Below are 22273 nucleotides of genomic sequence, written 5' to 3'. Positions count from 1 at the left end.
TATAAAAGATAAATTAATGATTCCTTTGTTCTCGGTAGGAATATTAAAACAATCCAATTTTCCTCTCAACACATCTGTTTTGGACTTGCTTAAAAATCGCCTCCCTTACTTTTTCTCCATTAAAATAGTAACGTGTAAAAAGTATAGTGCCATCTGGTCTGTACATTTGGCAAAGGCTATGTCGCTTACCATTTAAAATTCAGCATCCATATTCTTTTTTCCTTGTGCAAACATGGTTGATAGGCCATTCTGTAAATCTTTTTTATAATAATTTTCTGTTGTAATCTGCCTATTAGATTCCATTATTTAAGGTTAATTTCTACAACTATCTACAATGGTTAAAATATTAAAAGCTCGATACGCCATTGTTAATAATTTCAGATTCTAAAAATTGTTTATCGTGTTTTAAAAATGCCTCCAGGCATTTAACCACAAAAGATTTATTACATTCTTCCATCCACATTTCATCTATCATGGTTTTAGTTTTCAAAGCACCTAATCCTAAAAATCCTCTATTCGTTTTTTCAATTGGCCGGCTGTATCGAACATCGAATTGCGGGCCATTAATTTCAAGATTTTTACCATGGGTGTATGCACCACCAATGTTTAAAGTATGCTTATGATTTGACAAATCCATATAACTTACCTCGAAAAAATAGTAATCATGTATTACTTCATCATGCTTTTCATAAATGTCGATATTTAATTGCTCCCAATTTATTTCTAAAAACGATTGAACTGTTTGGGCCGGGCTACTGTAAGAAATTGTTTCTTCCAGCTCGCGAAAAGGATGTTGAAATTTAATGACTTTGCTTTGCATGTTAGTAATTAAGTTAATCTAAAATACAGTTAATTGTATGTTGAGTTACCTGTGTTATTATCTGGTTCATATTTAGCCAGCCCAACCATCTCTATCTAAACTTCTGTAATTTATTGATTCGGCCAAATGCTCCATTTCCACATTTTCACTTCCATCTAAATCGGCAATTGTTCTGGCAACTTTTAAAATTCTATCGTAGGCACGGGCAGATAAACCTAAACGCTCCATTGCCGATTTAAGTAAATTAGTACCAGCTTCGCTGATTTGGCATACTTTTCTTACCATTTTCGGACTCATTTGCGCATTGTAATGCAAGTCATCTTTGCCCGTAAACCGAAGGTCTTGAATTTCCCTCGCTTTTATTACTCGGGCTCTTATTAACTCACTTTTTTCCGCTTCGAGGGATGATGCCAGTTCCGAGAAATTAACAGGTGTAACTTCAACATGCAAATCAATTCTATCTAAAAGCGGTCCTGATATTTTACTCAGGTATTTTTGTACAACACCCGGTGCGCAAACACATTCCTTTTCTGGGTGATTGTAAAACCCGCAAGGGCAGGGATTCATCGATGCTACCAGCATAAAACTGGCCGGGTATTCAACAGAAAATCTCGCCCTCGAAATCGCTACTTTTCTATCTTCCAAAGGCTGTCGCATTACCTCTAAAACCGTTCGTTTAAACTCAGGTAATTCATCCAAAAATAAAACGCCATTATGTGCCAAAGATATTTCTCCAGGTGCGGGATTCATGCCGCCGCCAACCAAAGCTACATCAGAAATTGTATGGTGCGGCGAGCGGTAAGGTCTAACCGTCATTAGAGCATCGGCAGCAGAAAGCTTACCTGCAACTGAATGAATTTTTGTTGTTTCTAAAGCCTCATATAAATTTAAAGGCGGCAATATAGTTGGTAAACGTTTCGCTAACATGGTTTTTCCGGCGCCTGGTGGACCAATCAAAATCACATTGTGCCCGCCTGCGGCGGCAATTTCCAAAGCACGTTTTATATTTTCCTGCCCTTTTACATCCGCAAAATCATGCTCATAATTGCCAATATTTTTTAAAAATTCTTCCCGTGTATTAATTTTTACTTGTTCTAACGGTTCGCTTTTATTAAAGAATGATATTACCTGCGCTAATGTTTCTACGCCATAAGCAATTAGCCCATCAACAATAGCCGCTTCGCGTACGTTTTGTTTTGGTAAAATAAAGCCTTTAAAACCATCTTGCTGCGCTTGTATTGCAATTGGTAATGCGCCTTTTATGGGTTGTATCGCACCATCGAGCGAGAGTTCGCCCATGATGAAAAATTTGTCCAACTCATCAGCTGGAATTTGTCCCGAAGCAGCTAAAATTCCTATCGCAATTGGTAAATCGTAAGCAGAACCTTCTTTTCTAATATCTGCAGGGGCCAGGTTAACCACTATTTTTTGGCGGGGCATTCTATAACCAGCCACATGTATTGCACTTTCTACCCGTTGCAAACTTTCTTTAACGGCATTGTCGGGTAAACCAACCATAAAATATTTATTACCGGCGCTGATGCTTACCTCAATAGTTATGGTTAAAGCATTTACGCCATAAACTGCACTCCCGTATGTTTTTACAAGCATTAATTTTGAGTAAAATTTTCGGGATGTAGCGTTATTCGGGGATAGATAAATTGATAATGACTAAGATAGCATTTAACCGCAAAGCCACAAAGAACACAAAGCTTTAGTTTTTAATTTTTATGTTTGAACTAACTTTGTTGCTAAACCCGATTGTACGAATCCCGATTTTTCATCGGGATTAGGGAAAGCGGGGCTGCAAACCGCCATAGAATGAAACCGTTCATTTCCAATTCAATAAAAAAATCCCAATCATTTCTGATCGGGATTTAAATATTTGCTTCAAGCTATTTTAACTTTTCACTTTCTACTCTTGAACATCTACCTTCTGCCCATTGGCATTTTCGGCATACCTTTCATCATTGCTGCTGCGGCTGCCGGGTTCGAAAACTGCTTCATCATTTTACGCATATCTTCAAACTGCTTAATTAACTTAGTAACCTCTTCAACTTTGCTACCAGAACCTTTTGCAATGCGTAAACGGCGACTTTGTTGAATCGCATCCGGATTTTCCTTTTCAAATGGAGTCATCGAGTTAATAATCGCCTCGATAGATTTAAAAGCATCATCCTGAATGTCAACATTTTTCATCATTTTGCCAACACCCGGAATCATACCCATCAAATCTTTCATGTTACCCATCTTCTTAATCTGTTGAATCTGGTTATAGAAATCGTTGAAATCGAATTTATTCTTGCGGATTTTCTTCTGTAATTCTGCAGCTTCCTTTTCATCAAACTGCATTTGAGCACGTTCAACAAGCGAAACCACATCACCCATACCTAAAATACGCGATGCCATACGGTCTGGATAGAAAACATCAAGTGCTTCCATTTTCTCTCCGGTACCTATAAATTTAATCGGTTTATTAACTACCGATTTAATTGAAAGGGCAGCACCACCGCGGGTATCGCCATCTAATTTGGTTAAAACAACACCAGTAAAATCTAATCTATCGTTAAATACTTTTGCTGTATTTACTGCATCCTGTCCAGTCATCGAATCCACTACGAATAAAATTTCGTGTGGTTGTGTTTTGGCTTTAACTTCCGAAATCTCGTTCATTAAAGATTCATCAATCGCTAAACGACCGGCGGTATCGATAATAATTACGTTGTTTCCGTTTTGTTTACCATGCTCAATACCTTCTAACGCAATGCCAACCGGGTCTTTCGAATCGCGGTTTGCATAAACAGAAACCCCAACCGAAGTTCCTAAAACCTCTAATTGGTCTACCGCCGCGGGGCGATACATATCACCAGCAACCAATAAAGGTTTTTTACCCTTGCCTTTTAAATGCAAAGCCAGTTTACCGGCAAAAGTAGTTTTACCCGCACCATTTAAACCTGCAATTAAAATAATGGTTGGGTTTGCTTTCGTTTCTAACTCAGTAACTTCACCACCCATTAAGGCAGCAAGTTCGTCGTTCATTATTTTAGTTAGCAATTGGCCCGGAGAAACCGCTGTTAATACGTTTTGCCCTAATGCTTTTTGCCTTACCTCATCTGTAAAAGATTTGGCAGTTTTATAGTTAACATCGGCATCTAATAATGCTTTACGAATCTCTTTCATGGTTTCCGCCACGTTAATTTCCGTAATGCTGCCTTGTCCTTTTAATACTTTAAACGCTCTGTCTAGCTTGTCCTGTAAATTATCAAACATCTTTATATAAGCTAAAAGCTTGTTGCCAAAGCAAAAAGCTAATGATTTTAATGAAACGCAAATGTATCAATTTTTGGTTGTAAATCTTTGCTAACCAAAGTCAAAAATGAATTATTTACAATGCGTTTTAATCCTTTTTTGAAAATTGCCGTTCAGCTCATTTGGCAGGCAGCAGCCCCGCCATACACTACAATCTTTTTCAAACCTATAAGGTTTAATTCGAGTAGTTTATTGTCCGCTAATTGCCTCATTGAGGGCTTCGCCGTTTAAAAACCTTTTAGGTTTAATCAAAAGTATTTCCGTTGCTGTCTGGTTTAGGCACAAGGGCTTGTTGCAAAGCGTTCAAAAAAGGCAGCCCGTGGTGTTGCAGAAGCAGTTGGCATTAAATTAATAATTTATTGTGCAACATTTGTAAAGTTTGTGAGTCTTATGGCTACCAAACCAAACTTATGAAATTCTATTTTACGCTGTTATTCGCACTTTCTGTGAGCCTTATTTTCGCCCAAGATCCATCTAAACAAAGAGAACTTAAAGCGGTAAGAACAGCAGAAACGCCTAAAATTGATGGCGTTTTAGACGATGCTTGCTGGGTAAATGTGCCAATCGTAACAGATTTTTTCGAATTAAGACCTGTACCCGGAAGAGTTGAAAAGCAAGATAGACGAACAGAAATGAAGGTTTTGTATGATGATGTTGCGATTTACGTATACGCCCGTATGTATGATGCTGCTGATAGCGTATCGCATGAGTTGGTTTCTCGTGATAACATTGGTAACGCAGATTTTATTTCCATAATTGTCGACCCATTTTACGATAAAATGAATGGTAATGGTTTTTTTGTTACGGCTGCAGGTGTTCAGTTTGATGCTAAATATTCGCAGGTTGGCGACGAAGATCCAAATTGGAATGCAGTTTGGGAAAGCGCCGTAAAACTTGATGATAAAGGCTGGACAAGTGAAATGAAAATTCCTTATTCTGCCTTGCGCTTTTCTAGTAAAGATATCCAGAATTGGGGCTTAAATTTTAGCCGCAGAACACAGCGTAGCAATACACAAACCTTTTGGAACTTTGTAGACCCAAAAGTTAATGGGTTTATCAATCAGGAAGGTTTATGGACCGGAATTGCAAACATTAAAGCACCTTTAAGATTATCGTTTTCTCCATATCTTTCGGCCTATGTTAACCATTATCCGGCAAATTTACCAGGTGTTAAAAACACTACAGCAAGGTTTAACGGTGGTATGGATGTTAAATACGGCATTAATAATAGCTTTACTCTAGATATGACTTTGGTGCCCGATTTTGGTCAGGTGCAATCTGATAACCGAATATTAAACCTTACCCCGTTTGAGGTAAAATTTAACGAAAACCGTCAGTTTTTTACCGAAGGAACAGAACTGTTTAACAAAGGCGATTTATTTTATTCGAAACGCATTGGCTCAATTCCTTCCTATTATAATTACAGCGAAATTGGCGCAGGCGATAAAATTATTAAAGACCAAACAGAGGCTAAGGTGCTAAATGCAACTAAAATTTCTGGTAGAACGGCAAAAGGCTTAGGCGTTGGTATTTTTAATGCCATAACCAATAGCATGCAAACTGAAGTGGAAGAGGCAAACGGCAACCTGCGTGAAGTAGAAACCCAGCCATTAACCAATTACAATATCCTCGTTTTCGACCAATCTTTAAAAAACAATAGCTCGGCTACGTTTATAAATACCAATGTTTTAAGACAAGGAAGTGCTTACGATGCGAACGTTTCGGCCCTGCTTTTTAATCTTAATAATAAAAGCAATAAATATTTTGTTAATGGTGGTGGTAAAATGAGCTATTTAAGAGGCGAAGAAACAAGTACCGGTTACAGCTATATATTGCGTTTTGGCAAGCAAAGCGGAAATTTTACCTGGAGTTACAACCAGGTGTACGCCGATAATAAATTCGACCCATCAGATATGGGCTTCTTTACCAATAACAACTTTTTAGACCAGCGAATTGGCTTTGGTTACAATATTTTCAAACCGAGCAAATGGTATAACGAATGGCAAAGTTGGTTCAATCTATCATATTCCAGAAGGGTAAATCCAGGAGATTACCAAAATTTAGAAATAGAAACAGGTTCTTATGTTCGTTTTAAAAACTTATGGTCGGCCGAGGTTAATGCCAATTATAACGCAAAAGGAAACGATTTTTACGAAGCCAGAAACGGACAGGTTTACAAGGCTCCGGAAAGCTATCAAGTAGGTTTGTTTATAAATCCCAATCGTGCAAAAGCCTATAATTTTGGCGGTAATATCCGTTTTAGAGAGCAGCAATTGTTTAAAGGAAAATCTTATCATTATTATTTATTCCAAAATTACAGATTAAATGATAAGGTAGCTTTTGGTTTAGATTTATACTTTAATCCCAGCTATAATTATGTAAACTGGGCAACCATGCAAGGTGCTCAATCTATTTTTTCAAAATACGATCGCCGAACGGTAGAAAACTCTTTCGATGCTAAATACACTTTCACAAATTTAATGGGCGTTGCGGTTGTGCTTCGTCATTATTGGAGCGACCGCCGAAATAAAGATTTTTATTTGTTGAAATCTGATGGTAATTTAACCGATTATCAAGGCACTACGCCAACAGGAACCGATAGAAATTACAATGTTTTCAATATCGATTTAATTTACACATGGCAGTTTGCTCCGGGCAGTACGTTAACCTTATCGTATAAAGATGCAGCAGAAACTTATCAAACCTATTATATGGAAAGATATAACCGCAATTTGAGCGGAATTTTATCAGCCCCGCAAAATAATACTTTATCGGTTAAGGTTTTGTATTTTGTAGATTATCTTGATTTAAAGAAAAAGCACAAGAAAATTTAATTGGAAATGTTTGGTACTGAGCAATGGCGGTCTTCAGTCCTGCTTTCACTGCAATCTTTTTGTTATTGCTAATGCTATTCACGCCTGTCGTCCTGTGCTTGTCGAAGGATACCTCTAGCAAAAACGCTTCGACAAGCTCAGCGTGCCAGGGAAAACAAAAAGGATTTCCGTTTAATCAGGTTTATTAACAAAGGCAGCGCCTGCAACAGCAAAACTATCTCGGAAATACAAATACGAAACCTAAAGCTAAAGTTTGGCTGCCTTGAATGTTATCCGTTCCGGTATCTCTGTCAAACAAGCCAATACCGGTTAAACTTGTATTCATAAAACGGTTAATTTTTGCCGTAAGTGCAATATCCAAGCGGTGGTCAATTCTCGAAAATCTAAAATTTTCATACGGAATTAACATGGCGTACCTGGCTTTCAAGTTTGTATTTGTGAAAATATCCTTATCAAACGCACTTACCACCTGAAAAGCCAATTCATTTCTGAAAGTTTTGCCAATTGGCACACCGTAATTTTTCTTTATATCGCCATTAGCTAAATTCTTATCCAAAACAAAGGTTTGGCGGGCGGTACCTGTACCAAAACGGGTTGAGAAATATTTGTTTGGCTTATATTCAAAACCTATAGATTCAGTTAAATAACCCGGCCCCATAAATTTTGAGATTAAAGTGGCTACTTCTGTACCATTTACATTTGCATAAGAATAGCCGTTATCAAACTGAGACTCGAAGTTTAATGAACCGAAGAAATACCAGTTTTTTGATAATTGAAACGAAGCTTTGTTATCCCAGAAAATCCTGTCGTTAGTTTTCTTTTGCAGCTGGTCTTTATTTTTAATCTTCCCATATTGCAAAATTACCTCACTAACATAGCTATAACTGTTTTTGCTGTATTCAGCTTTCCAGTTTAGTAAGCCACCAACTGCAATCGAATTAACACCACCACCTTTCCAGTTATTACTAAACTGTGCCTGGTTTACATTAATGCCTATTGATGTTTTGGTTTTCCAGTAATTAACTTTTGCGTTTACAACTGCCGGGCGAAGTTTAACCGGTTCGAAAGATAGTGGCAAAAGTCTGCTTGGTAACGGACTTCGCTTTAACTTAATGTTCAAATCTTTAGTGTCTATAGGAATGGTATCAACTTCCTGAGCGTGTAAATTCGTAAAACCAAGGCTTAAAAAGATGACTATGACGGCTAAATAATTCTTCATTGCCTACAAAGAAAAAGAAAATTTATTACACATTAAAAGGTTTTACTATCAATATGATAAATTAAAGCCTTTAATTACAACATATTTACAAAGTTTTATGGTAGTTTTAAGGCTTTAACATATTTAATCCACCCGAACCAATTGTTGTTTTTAAGGTAGGCCAAATCCTTTTCATTATCATAAGCTTCCTGCTCGAAAACAATTTTCATATAGGCCAGATGGTGCTGTTTGTAAACCAGCAGATTAATTAAATAATTGGCTAAATAGATGATGTAGAATGGAAAAATTAATAATTCGAGCTGCTGCCTGAGGTGGATTTTTTCGTGATTAATTAAGAGCGGATTTTTCTTATCCATTTTTTGCTTTACTAAAATGAATGGAAAAACAGCCATTCCATTGGCCGGCAATTTTTTAAAAACTAAAACTGGCGCTCTCAAAGCTTATCAATTGTTAATTGTGGCAATTGTGGTAATCTTAACGCTTGTGGATTTGCCCTGTAACTTTTATAAGCATTTCTAACAAACATGTTAAAAGAGTAATCCGTAGCCTCCAAAACAAACTGGTATGTTGGACGGTATTGCTGCATAAAATCGGTTATTTCTGGCTCTTTAATACCCAGAATTTGCTGAACAAGATTTGCAGTGAACCGATAATCAATCAAATCCTCGCGATAATATTTTTCTAATATTTTTTGTAAATGTCGGGCGTTTTTCCCTTGTCTGCTCAACAAATTATAAATGGCATCTATACCTAAACCAACTCCCCCATTACCAAAATTCAGCAAATCTTTGCTGCTGCCCCTTTGTGTGGCATATCGAAATTCTTTAACTGATTTTTCGTATTGCTGCTGCGGTGTTAACCTTTTCTGCTGAATTAATACATCTCTTAATCGAATACCTAATGGCTTTAATTGGAAATATGCCGCAGATTGACCTTTAAAAATTACAGTATCTACACCATAACCACCAAGTGCTGCAACTAATGTATCTCCCGGAATGGCGAATGTGCTAAATTCTCCTTTGGTGGTATTGTACAAACCATCGCCGCTACGTGTATTGTAAATATAAACTTTAGCAAGCCTTTGTTTGGTTTCTTTATCAATAACCACACCCTGCACAGGCTTAGTTTGTGCAGAGAGCATCGCCGAAAGGCTAATAAAAAAAACTAAGGCAATTAAAAATCTCATTGAAAAACAAAACTACAATTAAAGCAGATAGTTATTGGCCGATTAACATTATTTAACCTTCAATACTTGTCCAAGTTTAATGCCATCTGTAGTGATATTGTTTAAAGTTTTTAAATCTTCTACGCTTAGGTTAAACCTTTTGGCTATGTTATAAAGTGTATCGCCTTTAACAACGGTGTAAGTTCCATCGGCTACAATAGGTTTTGCACCAGGTGGCGGCGTTTCTACAGGTGTAAATTTTTTCTTTTCCAACGGGATGTTTTCATTTATTTCTGAAAAAACCCGATCTTCTCTTGCAATTTTTTGTTTCTCCGTTTCCGATTGGTCGTATTGATACAGTTGATATTTTTCAATGGTGTTAATCAGTAAATCAGGATATTTTGGGTTTGTTGCATAACCTGCTTGTTTTAAACCTAATGCCCAGCTTTTATAGTCGTTTTTATCTAATTGGAATAATGCACTGTAGCGCTTGCGTTTTAAAAATTCTGAATGGTCTTTAAAAGATTCGCGGGCATCTTTGTAAACTCTAAAACAATCGTTTTTTTGGTCGTCATCTCTGAAATAATTTTTTCCTTTCCAATCGGATGTACATTTAATGCCAAAATGGTTATTTGCATACTTTGCCAAATCGCTGTTACCACTGCCCGATTCGAGAATACCTTGCGCCAATGTTATACTTGCGGGAATACCATAGGCATTCATTTCTTCGATAGCCACGGCCTTAAATTCATCAATATAACTTAATGTGTTATAGCTTTTATAGGTGTTATTGTTCGCCTTATTTGCAGCTTTTTCAATCTGTTTATTGTTTTTGCTAAATTTTCTTGATGAACAAGAACTTAAAAACAATATAATTAGGGCAAAGAACAGGTATTTGATTTTCATGTATCTCTTTAGGTATATTTTTACAGTTTAATTTTTTGACCAGGTTTAAGGTTAGCTTTTTTCAAACCATTTTTAATCATTAACGATTTAACAGTTACACCTTTCTTTTTAGCAATAACGCTTAAATTATCGCCGGGTTTTACTGTATATGTTTTTGTAAGACGGCTTTTGGAACTTTTCTTTTTGTAAGCAGATTTATAAACAGGCTCTTCATAACCTTCCGGGCGTTCATCATATTGGTAAAGCTCATGCTTTTTAATCAATGCAATTACCTGGCTTGCCCAACTTCTGCTGTGTGCATAACCCGAGCGCTGTATGCCTCTTGCCCAACCTTTATAATCATATTTATCATACTTTCCAAAAAGGTTATTAAACGGAGAACGGGTTTCCATAATCTCTACAAAATGATTGTAAGATTCTTCAGCACTTAAATAATCCCGATAGGAAGAACGAATTTCGCTGTTGTTATTTGGACCTTTAACTCCAAAGTGATTATTTAAATATTGGGCAATTCTGCTATTGCCAGATGCAGATTCATGTATCGCGACAGCTAGTATTAAACTTGCCGGTATTTTATGTTCATGCATCAGCGTTTGCGCAATAGTTGCATGTTCGGTTATATAATCTTCTGTATTTTGTCCTTTTAGCGTAATTGCGCTTAAAAGTAAAATCCAAAAAGTAAAAATATTTTTCATTCTTATTTCTATTGCCGTCATTGCTTATCAATCGCAATAACGAATATTTTTATTTCTTCCTTATCACAAAAAGGCCATCCCTAACCGGTAAAATTAATTTCTCAACTCTTTTATCTTCAGCTATTTTATCATTAAAGCTAGTTATATTCTGCGTGTCTTTATCTTGCTTTTGTTGCAGTACTTTTCCACTCCATAACACATTGTCCACAATAATAATTCCTCCCGGGCGAACGCGTTCAAAAATCAAATCGTAATATGTGCCGTTGTTTTTCTTATCTGCATCAATAAAAACGACATCAAAAACCTCCTCTAATTGGTTTACTGTTTCTGTGGCATCGCCTAAAATATAGTTGATTTTGTTGTGGTAGGGCGATTTTGAGAAGTTTCGGCGAACCATTTCTTCAAGCTCTACATTAATATCGAGTGTGTAAATAATGCCATTTTCTGTTAAACCTTCTGCCAAACAAAGTGTAGCATAGCCCGTAAAGGTTCCAATTTCTAAAATTCTGTTTGGCGATATCATTTTGCTTAGCATACTCAAAACCCTACCTTGGTAGTGTCCGGATAACATGCGGGGCATTAAAACTTTTAAATTTGTTTCTCTATCAATTTGCTGTAGCAATTCGCTTTCAGGCTCGCAATAATCGGTAAGTAAGTTTTGTAAATCTTCGTTTATCAGGCTCATTTTGTTTGGTTATAAACGGTTAGTTTCCATAAAATATTGTAAAATGATAGTTGCTGCAACGGTATCAACCCTTTCCTTATTTCTCCTGTCTGATTTTTTTAAACCACTTTGCATAATGGTTTGATGAGCCATTTTAGATGTAAAACGCTCGTCTACCCAATACTGCGGAATGGTGGGAAAAGCCTTTTTTAACGAAGTAGCAAAACCTTTAGCATGTTGTTTTGAATCAGAATCTGATCCATCCATTTGCTTTGGATCGCCCAATACAAATGCCTCTACCTGCTCAACAGATAAATATTTTTTGATGTATTCTATCGCATCTTTAGGGTGAATGGTATCTAAACCTGTAGCAATAATTTGCAATGGATCGGTAACGGCAATGCCGATGCGTTTTGTTCCGTAATCGAAGGCAAGGATTCTGGGCATATCAAAATCTAAAACCCAAATTGTAATCAACCGGGCTTGTTAAAAAGCATCAAAGGTAAGGTTTTTTAACAAATAGGTGTTTCGCATAGCGATAAGGGCTTACTATCTATGAGCCTGCTCTCTTCATTTCTTCATTAGCACTGCCGGTAGAGCGTTTAGGTAATTTCAAAGGTTTGCCAAAACGGTAACTAAAACTTAAGAAAAACAAACGGCTATCGCGGGTTAGTTTAAAATATTCTTGCGCTTGCGGAAAATCGGTTAGGCCTTCCATCGCCTGCGTAAAGAAAATATCTCTGGCATTAAACTTCAACGAGCCTTTGCCTTTAAAAATGCTTTTAGAAATGGCCGCCGAAATTTGCCCTGTTGGATAAAGTAATTCTTGTAAATCGTTACGTGCCTTTGTTATGTAAAAACCAGAAAGCTCTGCATTTAATGTTTTGGTAATTGTAAATTGATTGCTCAGGTTAAATTGAAACTGGTTTACCGAGGATTGATAGTTTACGTTTTGGTAACCATCGAGTTGCTTATAATTAAAATTACCTTGACCATTAACTAACCACCATTTTAACGGAGAGATTTGTAATGATGCGGATAATCCTAAATTTTTCATTTTGCCTACATTGCCATCTGTGTAGATTAAAATATCCGAGCCTTCGGATAAAAATAACTGAGAAAAATAATTATTAATTACACTATAAGATACAGTTGTAGTTAGGAGTTGATTGTAGCGATGGCTTAATTCTAAATTCCAGCTGTATTGTGGCAATATGTACGGATTACCCCTTTGAATAGTGTATTTGTTAATAATAAAAGTAAATGGATTTAACTTTTGGTACGGCGGTCTGTCTATTCTACGGCTAGCCGTTAAGGTAAACATATTTAAAGAATCGGCCTGATAACTTATGTAACCTGAAGGGAATAAATTGGCATAACTTCTTGAAAATGAAGAATCGGGTTTAGCGCTATTGCCTAATTGATGCGCATCATAATCGGTGTTTTCGAAACGCATACCAATTTGCGCATTAAATTTGCTGGTTTTATGTTCAAAACTGGTGTACAAAGCATTAATGTTTTCTTTGTACTTGAAATGATTGCTCCGGTTTAAATCAGGCGTTCTTATTAATTCATTAATACTTATAAAATCTGCTTTATTATCTGTTGTTATGGATGATGATTTGAAACCCGATTCTAAAGTGTTGTTTTTACCAAGGCGAATGGTATAATCAGCTTTAGCAGAAAATATTTTTAAATTGGATGGGCTTTGAATATCTGTACCTTGGGTATAACTATTTGCTAAAATTAACCTGTTTGTAAATTGCTGGTTGTTGTTCATGTTATACCTTAGCAAGTCAACATCAACCGATAATTCATGATTTTTTCCAATTAATTGTTTAAAATTAAGATTTGCAGCACCATTTTTTAACTTATAAAAAGTATTACTTACCGTTGATATTGCTGAATCTAAAACACCGTTTGGTTTTTTCCACATAGCAACAGCATCACTGTTCCCATCTCTATTAATTAAAGTTCCACTTGCCGAAAAACCGATAGTAGTAGTTTTTGAAGCATAAAAATCAACACCCGCTTTTAAAAATTTATACCGCATGAGGTTGGCAATTGCAGTATTTTGTTCTAAAACAGCAGTTGTATTCTTATTTTGATCTAAGTAATTACGGTTTGCGTAAATATCAGTAAAGCTGTTGCCTATATTAAAATTTGCAGCTGCAAAAGCGTTTAATTTGCCCTTTTTGTAATTTAGCAACAACCCATTATTATTTTTATAATCTCGGCTCCAGCCGCCTACAATACTTACAGAGCCATTAAAGCCATCCTGATTAAGTTTTTTGGTTTTAATATTTATAATTCCACCATTGCCGCTAGCATCATATTTTGCTGAAGGATTGGTCATCAATTCGATTTGATTAACCTGAGATGAATTCATACCAGCTAATAGATTGGTTAATTCTCCGCCCGATAAATATGTTGGTTTACCATCAATCATTACCAAAACATTCGGTTTGCCTTGTAAACTAATTGCTCCGTCTTTATCAACCATAACTCCTGGAGATTTTTCAAGCAACTCTAAAACGGATACACCTGTATTGGTAATGCCGGCATCAACATTTATTACAATTTTGCCCTGAATGTGCTGTATTGGCGGTTTTTTCCCTTCAACAACAACATCTTTAAGTACCTGACTACTTGGAAGAATTTTTATATTTATGGTATTTAGTACGAAAGGCGATTTAATTTGTATTGATTTTCCATTCTCGTAACCAATAACCTTTGCTAAAAAATAATAGTTTCCTTTAACGGGTTCGCTAAATAACACAGTACCTTTTTTATCTGTTCTCCCAGATTTTACAAGCACATTTTTAGCAGATAAAAGCTGTACGGTAACGTTCTCAAACGGAAGATTTTTCTCATTAAATACAACAACCCGAATTAACTTAGATTTATTTTGAGCAGCGCTCGCCATCGTAAATAGCGATAAAAATAGCCATAATAAAGACTTTAAGCGGTTCATTCTGATGACAAAAGTTAGTTGAGCGTAACGGTTGGGTGTCAAATATATAAAAAATTCAGTCACACTCATGTTACACGGTAGAATTTATATGCCACAGATTTCCCTTTCATTATTTTCATAAATCTTAATTTTTAATGCTAAAAAATTGGGATGGTATCTTAGGATGAAGCAAACTATTGTTTATTTAGGCAGCAGTTTTACTCTTATTTAGAGTGAGAATTATCAAACATTAAGCCAATTTTAAAATTTTAAATCATTGCTTTCCAAGTTGGGTATTTTTTTATTGTTAAATTAAAATCTAAATGCTGATTAACTTTTGATATTTGCTGGCCTGGTTGCAAATAATCAGACCATCGTTTTTCGATAACTGAAATGGCTCATCTGTAATGATATAGAATCGGATAGGTTTTGTTTGGGTCAAAATCTAAGTGGAATTTACCTTATTTCAATTCAAATTCTTATTTTGCACCAAATGCAGTTTAAAGAAATAATAGGACAAGAGCGGATTAAACAACAATTGACGCAAACGGTAAAAGAAAACCGGATAAGTCATGCCCAGTTGTTTTTATCGCCTCAAGGTGCTGGCGCTGTGCCACTTGCCATTGCCTATGCTCAGTACATAAATTGCTTAGATAGAACCGAACAAGATAGCTGTGGTTTGTGTGGCAATTGCCGCAAATATGAACGGCTTATTCACCCGGATTTACATTTTTCATATCCTTTTTTTGCTTCAGCAAGTATAAAAACAGCTGTTGATGTTTTGGAAGAATGGCGAAGTATGGTTTTGAGTGATGCTTATTTTGACATGGATGTTTGGCGCTCAAAATTAGATGCAGGTAATAAACAACCTAATATTCCAATTTCAGAATGCCACGATATTATCAAAAAATTAAGCTACAAAGCTTTTGAAGCCGAAACCAAGGTTTTAATTATGTGGTTACCAGAATATTTGGATAAAGCCGGTAATGCACTGTTAAAATTGATTGAAGAACCGCCTGCAAATACATTATTTATCTTAATTGCTCAAAATCAGGAGCAAATTTTAACTACAATACTTTCGCGTACCCAAATCATTAAAATTCCAAAACTGACCAATCATGAGGTTTCAAATTATTTGTTACAAAACACTAGTGTTAGCGAAAATCAGGCAATAGATTATGCTTTTTTAGCAGATGGAAATCTTATTGAAGCAAAAGCTTTGGCCGCCGATACGCAGAATGATAGCTCCGGCATTTTTGCTTCATGGCTAAGAAATGGTTATAGCAATAAAGTGCCCGATTTAATTGAATTTACAGATGAAGCGGCAAAATGGGGGCGGGAAAATCAGAAGAACTTTTTAAAATACGGAATTAATTATTTGAGAGAATGTTGCTTAATTATCAGCGGAGCTGAGGCATTGGTAAAACTACCTCCACTCACGCTCGAAACAGCAAAAAAGTTAAGTACCCTTGTGCTTACCTTACCAATGGCTGAAGCCATTATAGCCGAATTAGAAAAGGCACATTACCATATTGAAAGAAATGCAAACCCAAAAATTCTCTTTTTAGATGTATCTTTACAATTGGTAAAAATTATCAGGTTTAAAACGCTCCCTACGGGGACTCAATATATATACAATTAGCTATGGGATGTGGAAGTTGTTCTACTGGTGGTGGTTGCACCCCTAATGGATGCAAAAGTAATGGCTCTTGCGGTACCGGTGGGTGCCAAACAATGGAAGTTCACGATTGGCTATCCAACTTGGATATGCCTTCAAACTATAAACCTTTTCAGGTTACAGAAATAAAATTTAAAGGTTCTCGCAAAGAATTTTTCCTTAATACCGATAACATTTATCTGGAAATTGGAGAGCTTGTTGCCGTTGAAGGTCCAACAGGTGGTTTCGATGTAGGGCACGTTTCTTTAACCGGAGAACTGGTTCGGGTGCAAATGAAACGCCGTAAAACCAGTATCGATCAGGTTACTAAAAAAATATACAGAAAAGCTACAGAAGCTGATGTTGAAAAATGGAATGCAGCCAAGGGAATGGAATGGGAAACCATGCATAAAGCCCGTAAACTGGCTTTGGATTTACGTTTATCGATGAAAATTAGCGATGTAGATTATCAGGCTGATAAAACAAAAGCAACATTTTTTTACACAGCCGATGGACGTGTAGATTTTAGAGAGTTAATTAAAAAGATGGCCGAAAGTTTCCGTATTCGTATAGAAATGCGCCAGATTGGTATGCGTCAGGAAGCCGGGCGGTTAGGTGGAATTGGCTCTTGCGGTCGCGAGTTATGCTGTTCTACCTGGTTAACTAATTTTAAAACGGTTTCTACAGCTGCGGCACGTTACCAAAACCTATCTCTAAATACGTTAAAACTTGCCGGCCAATGCGGTAAATTAAAATGCTGCTTAAACTATGAGTTGGATACTTATTTGGATGCCTTAAAGGATATTCCGGATAGAATTGAGAACCTAGATACAGAGGCAGGTTATGCCCGTCATCAAAAAACGGATATCTTTAAAAAGGTAATGTGGTTTAGTTATCAGGGCGATGAAAACTGGATTCCTGTAGCTGCGGCAAGGGTTAAGGAAATCATGGCAATGAATAAAGCCGGTAAAAAAGCGCCAAACTTAAAAGAAGAAGCAGTAAAAATTGCTGCGCCGGTAATTGTAGAAAAATCTTTCGATTATGAGAATGTTGTTGGGCAGGATAGTTTAACCAGATTAGACGAACGTACTAGAAGTAAAAACAACAACAAAAATAAAAAGAATAAAAACAGTCAAAACAGAGGAGATAAGAGTCCGGGTGTAAATCCTAATCAGCGCCCTCAAAATTCAGAGCAAAAACAGGGTGGTAATAAGCCACAAAATGTTCAAAAGCAACAGCCAAATCAAGCACAGAGAGCTCCACAACAGGCTGTGCCTAAGCCTGCTCATGTAAACGGTCCAAAACCTCAGCAAAAAAGTCAAAAGCCCCAAGCAGAACAGAAACCGATTGTTGCTGGCGCAGATGAAACGGCTCAGGTTGACGGTGTTAAAGCTGAGCAAAATAAAAACAGGAATAGAAATAATAGAAGAAAAAACAATAATCGCCGCAAGGAAAATGGCTCAGATAACAAACCAGCTGCTGAATAGGAAATTTCCAATCTTCTTCTGCTTTTTATTAATTGTTATATTTTTTTCCGGGTGTAAACCTGCCGTTGTTGATAGTAATAATGAAATCACCGATCGCAAATGGACTTATAGAAATCGAATAATCACTTCGTTCGAAGTAAAAGATTATACCAAAAGCTATAATTTATATTTCAAACTAAGGCATACAGCAGATTATAAATATTCGAACATTTTCATCCTTGCTCATTTCATCGATGGTAAAAATATTGTAACTAAAAGATACCAGTATAAGCTTGCTAAAAATGATGGCGAATGGCTTGGAAGCGGCTCAGGTAATATTTTTAATTACAGATTACCGCTTTTAACTAAGCATCGTTTTCCAAAAAACGGGAAGTATTCTATAGAAATTGAACAAAACATGCGTGATAATCCATTATTGGAAATCACCGATGCAGGTATTTTGGTCGAAGAGGTGGAATAATTATAAATACTGTAGCAAACTTTCCAGTTTCATCCCTCTGGAACCTTTTAACAAAACAAGATTGTTATTTACAGGATTTTCCTGCAAATAATGGGCGGCTTCAGCAGGTGTTTCGAAGAATAATGCATCTATTTCATCTTTCAAAACATAAAAATACTTTCCTATCAGGATAATTTTATCCAGTCTGCTTTGTTCGGCTTGCTTTGCAATAATTTCGTGTTGCGCAGCAGATTCCGGTCCTAACTCGAACATGTCGCCTAAAATCACCGTTTTTTGTTCAGCAGATAATGTTGATATATTGCTTAAAGCAGCGCTCATGCTGCTTGGGTTTGCGTTGTAAAAATCACAAATCACCGTATTGGTTTCAGTTTTGGTTAATTGTGAGCGGTTATTTTTAGGTTGGTAATTGGAAAGGCCTTGGTTTATCGCTTCTGCATCCATGTCAAAGAAATCGCCAATGCAAATGGCAGCTAAAATATTCTCGAAGTTGTAACTTCCAGTCAGGTTTGTTTTTACTGTTGATGAAACTTCGTGATTTGTCCATCCTACCTCGATAAACGGGTCGCTGTTTTTTAAGCTACCTTTAATTGTGTTACCGTTTTCAGTGCCATAATAAATGAGTTTGCTTAAACCTGCAGTTGCACACATTTCTAGCAAATGTTTATTATCTCTGTTAATAAATGTGTAACCATTTGTTTCTTTGAGATAGGCATAAAGTTCGGCTTTACCTTTTTTTACACCTTCAAATCCACCAAAACCATCTAAATGCGCCATACCTACATTTGTTATAATGCCATGTGTAGGTTGTGCAATGGTACAAAGCAGCTCAATTTCTTTTTGATGATTGGCGCCCATTTCGATAATGGCAACCTCTTCATTGTTAGTTATAGAAAGAATAGAAAGCGGCACACCAATGTGATTATTCAAATTGCCGAAAGTGGCAAAGGTTTTATATCGCTCTGCTAAAACGGCATTTACAAGTTCTTTACTGGTTGTTTTACCATTGCTGCCGGTTAAACCAATTACCGGAATTTTTAATAGCTTACGATGGTGGCGGGCTAAATCCTGCAAGGCAAATAGTACATCCTCAACCAGTAAACAGTTATCATTGGCATATTTTTCTTCATCAACTATAGCATACGATGCACCTTTTTCAATAGCTTGCTGTGCAAATTCATTTGCATTGAAATTGTCGCCTTTCAGCGCAAAAAAGATGCTGTTTTTAGTGATGCTTCTTGTGTCGGTTGATATTGAAGGGTTTGCCTGAAATAAATTGTATAGATTTTCGGTTGTTAACATATCCATCGTAAAAAATGTGCTGTAAAATTAAGCTTTAGCATCAACAAAAAACAAAATTTGTACATTAGGTAAATTTTATTTTAAAATGAAGAAAACCCTAACGCTTTGCTTGTTTTTGCTAAATTCTATTTTATTTGTGTCTGCTCAGGTAAAATCGCCTGATGAATTTTTAGGTTATGAACTGGGCACGCATTTTACTCCTCACTATAAGGTAGCAGATTATTTCAGGCAAACAGCATCTGCTTCTTCAAAAAATGTAAAATTGATTGAATATGGTAAAACCAATGAGGGAAGGCCTTTAATGGTGGCTGTTATTTCATCGCCAGAAAATATATCAAAAATTGAACAAATTCGAAGTAATAATCTTGCAATAGCAACAGGCAAATCCGCAGGTATTGATTTAGCAAGTCAGCCCGGTATATTATGGTTAAGCTATAATGTGCATGGAAACGAGGCAAACTCAACAGAAACCTCAATGAGAATGCTTTACAACCTTGTTTCAGGTACCAATCAGCCCGCCAATGAATGGTTAAAAAATACCGTTGTGATTATTGATCCGTGCTTAAACCCAGATGGAAGAGACCGCTACGTAAATTATTTTAACAGCGTTGTTGGTAAAACACCAAACTCCGATCCTACCTCTAGAGAGCACATTGAACCTTGGCCAGGCGGAAGGCCAAACCATTATTATTTCGATTTAAATAGAGATTGGGCATGGCAAACTCAGCTTGAAAGCAAGCAAAGGTTAAATTTATATAACCAATGGATGCCTCAGGTTCATGTAGATTTTCATGAGCAAAGTTACAACGAGCCTTATTATTTTGCACCTGCCGCAGAACCGGTTCATCAGAATATTACGCCTTGGCAAAGAAGTTTTCAGGTTGTGGTTGGTAAAAATAATGCTAAATACTTTGATGCTGAAGGCTGGCAGTATTTTACTAAGGAACGGTTCGATTTACTTTATCCATCTTATGGCGATACCTATCCTTTATATAATGGTGCAATTGGTATGACTTACGAGCAGGGTGGCATCAGGGCTGGTTTATCGGTTGTTACTAATGATGGAGATACCTTAACGCTTAAAGATAGAATTGCTCACCATTTTACAACAGGGATGTCTACCCTAGAGGTTACTTCCTTAAATCATACAAAGCTTTTGGATGAGTACAAGAAATATTTCCAGCAAGAACTGAGCACTTCTCCAGGCGTTTACAAAAGTTATATTATTAAAGCAACAAATTTATCTCGCTTAAAAAAGCTAGCTGAACTTTTAACTAAAAACAAAATTGAATTTGCTTTTGGTGGCGATAAAGGCGGGAGAGGTTTTGATTATGATACACAAAAGGAAGAGAATTTTACCTTGGGCCGTAATGATTTAGTTGTTAATCTTCAGCAATCGCGAGCAGTTTTGGCAAATGTGCTTTTAGAACCGAAAACGGTTGTAACAGATTCAAATACTTATGATATTACTGCATGGGCATTGCCTTATGTATACGGATTGAAAGCTTATGCAAGTAAAGAAAATATTAAAGGTAAGTACAGTGCAATGCAAGAGAGTGAAATTGTTTCTAATGATTTGGAAAAACCATTAGCCTGGTTATTTAGTTGGGGAACAAGTGAAGATGCACAGGTTTTAAGCGAATTGCAGAAAGAAAATATTAAAGTGCGACAAGCAGACCAGGCCTTTACCGTTGCCGGCAAGGAATATAGCGCCGGAACATTAATTGTGCTTAGGATGGAGAATGAAAAAACAGTTAAGGCATTAAGAGATAAAGTTATTAAAGTTGCTAAGACCGCGGGCAAACCCGTACAAGCCATAACCAGCGGATTTGTTGATAAAGGGAAAGATTTCGGCTCTTCGGTTTATCCGATTTTAAAACAACCAAAAATTGCAATAGTATCAGGTAATGAAGTTTCTTCTTTAGCCTTCGGCGAAGTTTGGTATTATATTGAGCACGATTTGGGCTTATCACCGGTAATTATTAATTCCAGAGATTTAAATAATCTCGATATCAACAAAATTAATACAGTTATCCTACCGGATGGAAATTATGGAACTTTTGTGGATGAAGGCTTAAAAGGTTGGATTAGTAAAGGTGGTAAACTTATTTTAATGGAAGATGCCATAGAAAGCGTAATAGATAAAAAAGGTTTCGACATTAAAAAGAAAGAGGCTATTGTTAAAAAGGATGAAAAACCTGAACCGAGTAAACTCCTTTTTAAAGATAAAGACAGAGATGATTACGAAAACAGCATCCCCGGAGCGATATATAAAGTAAATATGGATGCCTCACATCCATTTGCTTATGGTTTAGGCAAATTCTATTATTCATTAAAAACAGATCGTAAAATTTACGAACCTTTAACCAAAGGCTGGAATGTAGGGCAATTAGCTGATAAAAGCTTAATGGCTGGCGTTGTTGGCAAAAAAGTTAGGGAAGATTTAAAAACAGGCTTGATGATTGGCATTCAGGAATCAGGAAGAGGTAATATTGTTTATCTGGCCAACGACCCTTTATTCAGAAACTTTTGGGAAGGTGGCAAAACGCTTTTTAGTAATATAATTTTTTGCAGTTATTAAAAGGCAACCTTTTCTGCTTTAACTAATTACCTGCTTCTAGCCTATTTGAAATGAATAATTGCGTCATTTTAAATAGGCTATAGTTTTATTAATCACTTTTGATTTTAATGTAACTTTAATGTTGAGATTAGGCTAGCATTATAATTTGAAATGTTAAATGTTAAAAAATGTTAAAGATAAATTTGGTGTTTTTGCCAACTAACTATACATTAGCACTTTATTAA

17 protein-coding genes are annotated in these 22273 nt (G+C 36.3%); 5 read left to right on the top strand and 12 right to left on the bottom strand.

From position 1 onward, the window contains the following. Nucleotides 1-346: 346 nt before the first annotated feature. The 3 genes from LUA86_RS00195 to ffh form a co-directional block, all read right to left on the bottom strand. On the bottom strand, nucleotides 347-820 hold the full coding sequence (locus tag LUA86_RS00195; RefSeq protein ID WP_231458527.1) for a hypothetical protein: 474 nt from the start codon (nucleotides 818-820) through the stop codon (nucleotides 347-349). 72 nt (nucleotides 821-892) lie between these two features. Then, nucleotides 893-2431 (bottom strand): YifB family Mg chelatase-like AAA ATPase, encoded by a 1539-nt coding sequence (locus tag LUA86_RS00190; protein ID WP_231458526.1) that lies wholly within the window; start codon nucleotides 2429-2431, stop codon nucleotides 893-895. A 318-nt stretch (nucleotides 2432-2749) separates the two neighbouring features. Then, nucleotides 2750-4090 carry a signal recognition particle protein gene (ffh, locus tag LUA86_RS00185; protein WP_231458525.1) on the bottom strand — a complete coding sequence of 447 codons (1341 nt, stop codon included), beginning with the start codon at nucleotides 4088-4090 and terminating at the stop codon, nucleotides 2750-2752. A 449-nt stretch (nucleotides 4091-4539) separates the two neighbouring features. Between ffh and LUA86_RS00180 the strand changes: the two genes are divergently transcribed. Next, nucleotides 4540-6963 (top strand): DUF5916 domain-containing protein, encoded by a 2424-nt coding sequence (locus LUA86_RS00180; RefSeq protein WP_231458524.1) that lies wholly within the window; start codon nucleotides 4540-4542, stop codon nucleotides 6961-6963. A gap of 214 nt (nucleotides 6964-7177) precedes the next feature. Here LUA86_RS00180 and LUA86_RS00175 read toward each other — a convergent pair whose 3' ends face one another. From LUA86_RS00175 to LUA86_RS00140, 8 genes are all read right to left on the bottom strand, one after another. Continuing rightward, complete coding sequence (locus tag LUA86_RS00175) at nucleotides 7178-8182, bottom strand: DUF3078 domain-containing protein (protein WP_231458523.1); 1005 nt, start codon at nucleotides 8180-8182, stop codon at nucleotides 7178-7180. Nucleotides 8183-8277: 95 nt separating this feature from the next. Beyond that, entirely contained in the window at nucleotides 8278-8619 is a 342-nt protein-coding gene (locus LUA86_RS00170; protein WP_231458522.1) for a hypothetical protein, read from the bottom strand. Then, nucleotides 8616-9368 carry a hypothetical protein gene (locus LUA86_RS00165; protein ID WP_231458521.1) on the bottom strand — a complete coding sequence of 251 codons (753 nt, stop codon included), beginning with the start codon at nucleotides 9366-9368 and terminating at the stop codon, nucleotides 8616-8618. The genes LUA86_RS00170 and LUA86_RS00165 overlap by 4 nt, the downstream gene beginning before the upstream one ends. A 48-nt stretch (nucleotides 9369-9416) precedes the next feature. Further along, the gene (locus tag LUA86_RS00160; protein WP_231458520.1) at nucleotides 9417-10253 is read right to left on the bottom strand and encodes a glucosaminidase domain-containing protein; all 837 of its coding nucleotides are present in this window, start codon (nucleotides 10251-10253) and stop codon (nucleotides 9417-9419) included. A 20-nt stretch (nucleotides 10254-10273) separates the two neighbouring features. Beyond that, nucleotides 10274-10948, bottom strand: a complete 675-nt coding sequence (locus LUA86_RS00155) for a glucosaminidase domain-containing protein (RefSeq protein ID WP_231458519.1) — start codon at nucleotides 10946-10948, stop codon at nucleotides 10274-10276. A 49-nt stretch (nucleotides 10949-10997) separates the two neighbouring features. After that, on the bottom strand, nucleotides 10998-11633 hold the full coding sequence (locus LUA86_RS00150; protein WP_231458518.1) for an O-methyltransferase: 636 nt from the start codon (nucleotides 11631-11633) through the stop codon (nucleotides 10998-11000). A 9-nt stretch (nucleotides 11634-11642) separates the two neighbouring features. Then, a complete protein-coding gene (ruvX, locus tag LUA86_RS00145; protein WP_231458517.1) occupies nucleotides 11643-12059 on the bottom strand; it encodes a Holliday junction resolvase RuvX in 417 nt (138 codons plus the stop codon). Nucleotides 12060-12165: 106 nt separating this feature from the next. Next, complete coding sequence (locus LUA86_RS00140; protein WP_231458516.1) at nucleotides 12166-14586, bottom strand: outer membrane beta-barrel family protein; 2421 nt, start codon at nucleotides 14584-14586, stop codon at nucleotides 12166-12168. A gap of 472 nt (nucleotides 14587-15058) precedes the next feature. Here LUA86_RS00140 and LUA86_RS00135 point away from each other — a divergent pair, with 472 nt between their 5' ends. From LUA86_RS00135 to LUA86_RS00125, 3 genes are read left to right on the top strand one after another with little or no spacing between them, the layout of a single operon-like run. Then, nucleotides 15059-16207, top strand: a complete 1149-nt coding sequence (locus LUA86_RS00135; RefSeq protein WP_231458515.1) for a hypothetical protein — start codon at nucleotides 15059-15061, stop codon at nucleotides 16205-16207. 2 nt (nucleotides 16208-16209) lie between these two features. Beyond that, nucleotides 16210-17709 carry a stage 0 sporulation family protein gene (gene ricT, locus LUA86_RS00130; protein ID WP_231458514.1) on the top strand — a complete coding sequence of 500 codons (1500 nt, stop codon included), beginning with the start codon at nucleotides 16210-16212 and terminating at the stop codon, nucleotides 17707-17709. After that, entirely contained in the window at nucleotides 17678-18169 is a 492-nt protein-coding gene (locus tag LUA86_RS00125; protein WP_231458513.1) for a gliding motility lipoprotein GldH, read from the top strand. The genes ricT and LUA86_RS00125 overlap by 32 nt, the downstream gene beginning before the upstream one ends. Here the strand turns inward: LUA86_RS00125 and murF are convergent, their stop codons facing one another. Then, nucleotides 18170-19468, bottom strand: coding sequence for a UDP-N-acetylmuramoyl-tripeptide--D-alanyl-D-alanine ligase (gene murF / locus LUA86_RS00120; RefSeq protein WP_231459245.1), 1299 nt, complete (start codon nucleotides 19466-19468; stop codon nucleotides 18170-18172). Nucleotides 19469-19553: 85 nt separating this feature from the next. Here murF and LUA86_RS00115 point away from each other — a divergent pair, with 85 nt between their 5' ends. Further along, nucleotides 19554-22049, top strand: coding sequence for a M14 family metallopeptidase (locus LUA86_RS00115; RefSeq protein ID WP_231458512.1), 2496 nt, complete (start codon nucleotides 19554-19556; stop codon nucleotides 22047-22049). The last annotated feature ends 224 nt before the right edge of the window (nucleotides 22050-22273 follow it).

It is taken from the genome of Pedobacter sp. Leaf132, assembly GCF_920984695.1.
Taxonomy (GTDB): domain Bacteria; phylum Bacteroidota; class Bacteroidia; order Sphingobacteriales; family Sphingobacteriaceae; genus Pedobacter.
Note: the sequence above shows the minus strand (reverse complement) of the source record. Positions and strands in the feature narration are given on the sequence as shown.

Coding starts and splice junctions, on each gene's coding strand:
- LUA86_RS00175 (WP_231458523.1), bottom strand. CDS start 8,182: ATGAAGAATTATTTAGCCGTCATAGTCATCTTTTTAAGCCTTGGTTTT.
- ricT (WP_231458514.1), top strand. CDS start 16,210: ATGGGATGTGGAAGTTGTTCTACTGGTGGTGGTTGCACCCCTAATGGA.
- ruvX (WP_231458517.1), bottom strand. CDS start 12,059: ATGCCCAGAATCCTTGCCTTCGATTACGGAACAAAACGCATCGGCATT.
- LUA86_RS00135 (WP_231458515.1), top strand. CDS start 15,059: ATGCAGTTTAAAGAAATAATAGGACAAGAGCGGATTAAACAACAATTG.
- LUA86_RS00125 (WP_231458513.1), top strand. CDS start 17,678: ATGGCTCAGATAACAAACCAGCTGCTGAATAGGAAATTTCCAATCTTC.
- ffh (WP_231458525.1), bottom strand. CDS start 4,090: ATGTTTGATAATTTACAGGACAAGCTAGACAGAGCGTTTAAAGTATTA.
- LUA86_RS00180 (WP_231458524.1), top strand. CDS start 4,540: ATGAAATTCTATTTTACGCTGTTATTCGCACTTTCTGTGAGCCTTATT.
- LUA86_RS00165 (WP_231458521.1), bottom strand. CDS start 9,368: ATGAGATTTTTAATTGCCTTAGTTTTTTTTATTAGCCTTTCGGCGATG.
- LUA86_RS00150 (WP_231458518.1), bottom strand. CDS start 11,633: ATGAGCCTGATAAACGAAGATTTACAAAACTTACTTACCGATTATTGC.
- LUA86_RS00160 (WP_231458520.1), bottom strand. CDS start 10,253: ATGAAAATCAAATACCTGTTCTTTGCCCTAATTATATTGTTTTTAAGT.
- murF (WP_231459245.1), bottom strand. CDS start 19,468: ATGTTAACAACCGAAAATCTATACAATTTATTTCAGGCAAACCCTTCA.
- LUA86_RS00140 (WP_231458516.1), bottom strand. CDS start 14,586: ATGAACCGCTTAAAGTCTTTATTATGGCTATTTTTATCGCTATTTACG.
- LUA86_RS00155 (WP_231458519.1), bottom strand. CDS start 10,948: ATGAAAAATATTTTTACTTTTTGGATTTTACTTTTAAGCGCAATTACG.
- LUA86_RS00115 (WP_231458512.1), top strand. CDS start 19,554: ATGAAGAAAACCCTAACGCTTTGCTTGTTTTTGCTAAATTCTATTTTA.
- LUA86_RS00190 (WP_231458526.1), bottom strand. CDS start 2,431: ATGCTTGTAAAAACATACGGGAGTGCAGTTTATGGCGTAAATGCTTTA.
- LUA86_RS00195 (WP_231458527.1), bottom strand. CDS start 820: ATGCAAAGCAAAGTCATTAAATTTCAACATCCTTTTCGCGAGCTGGAA.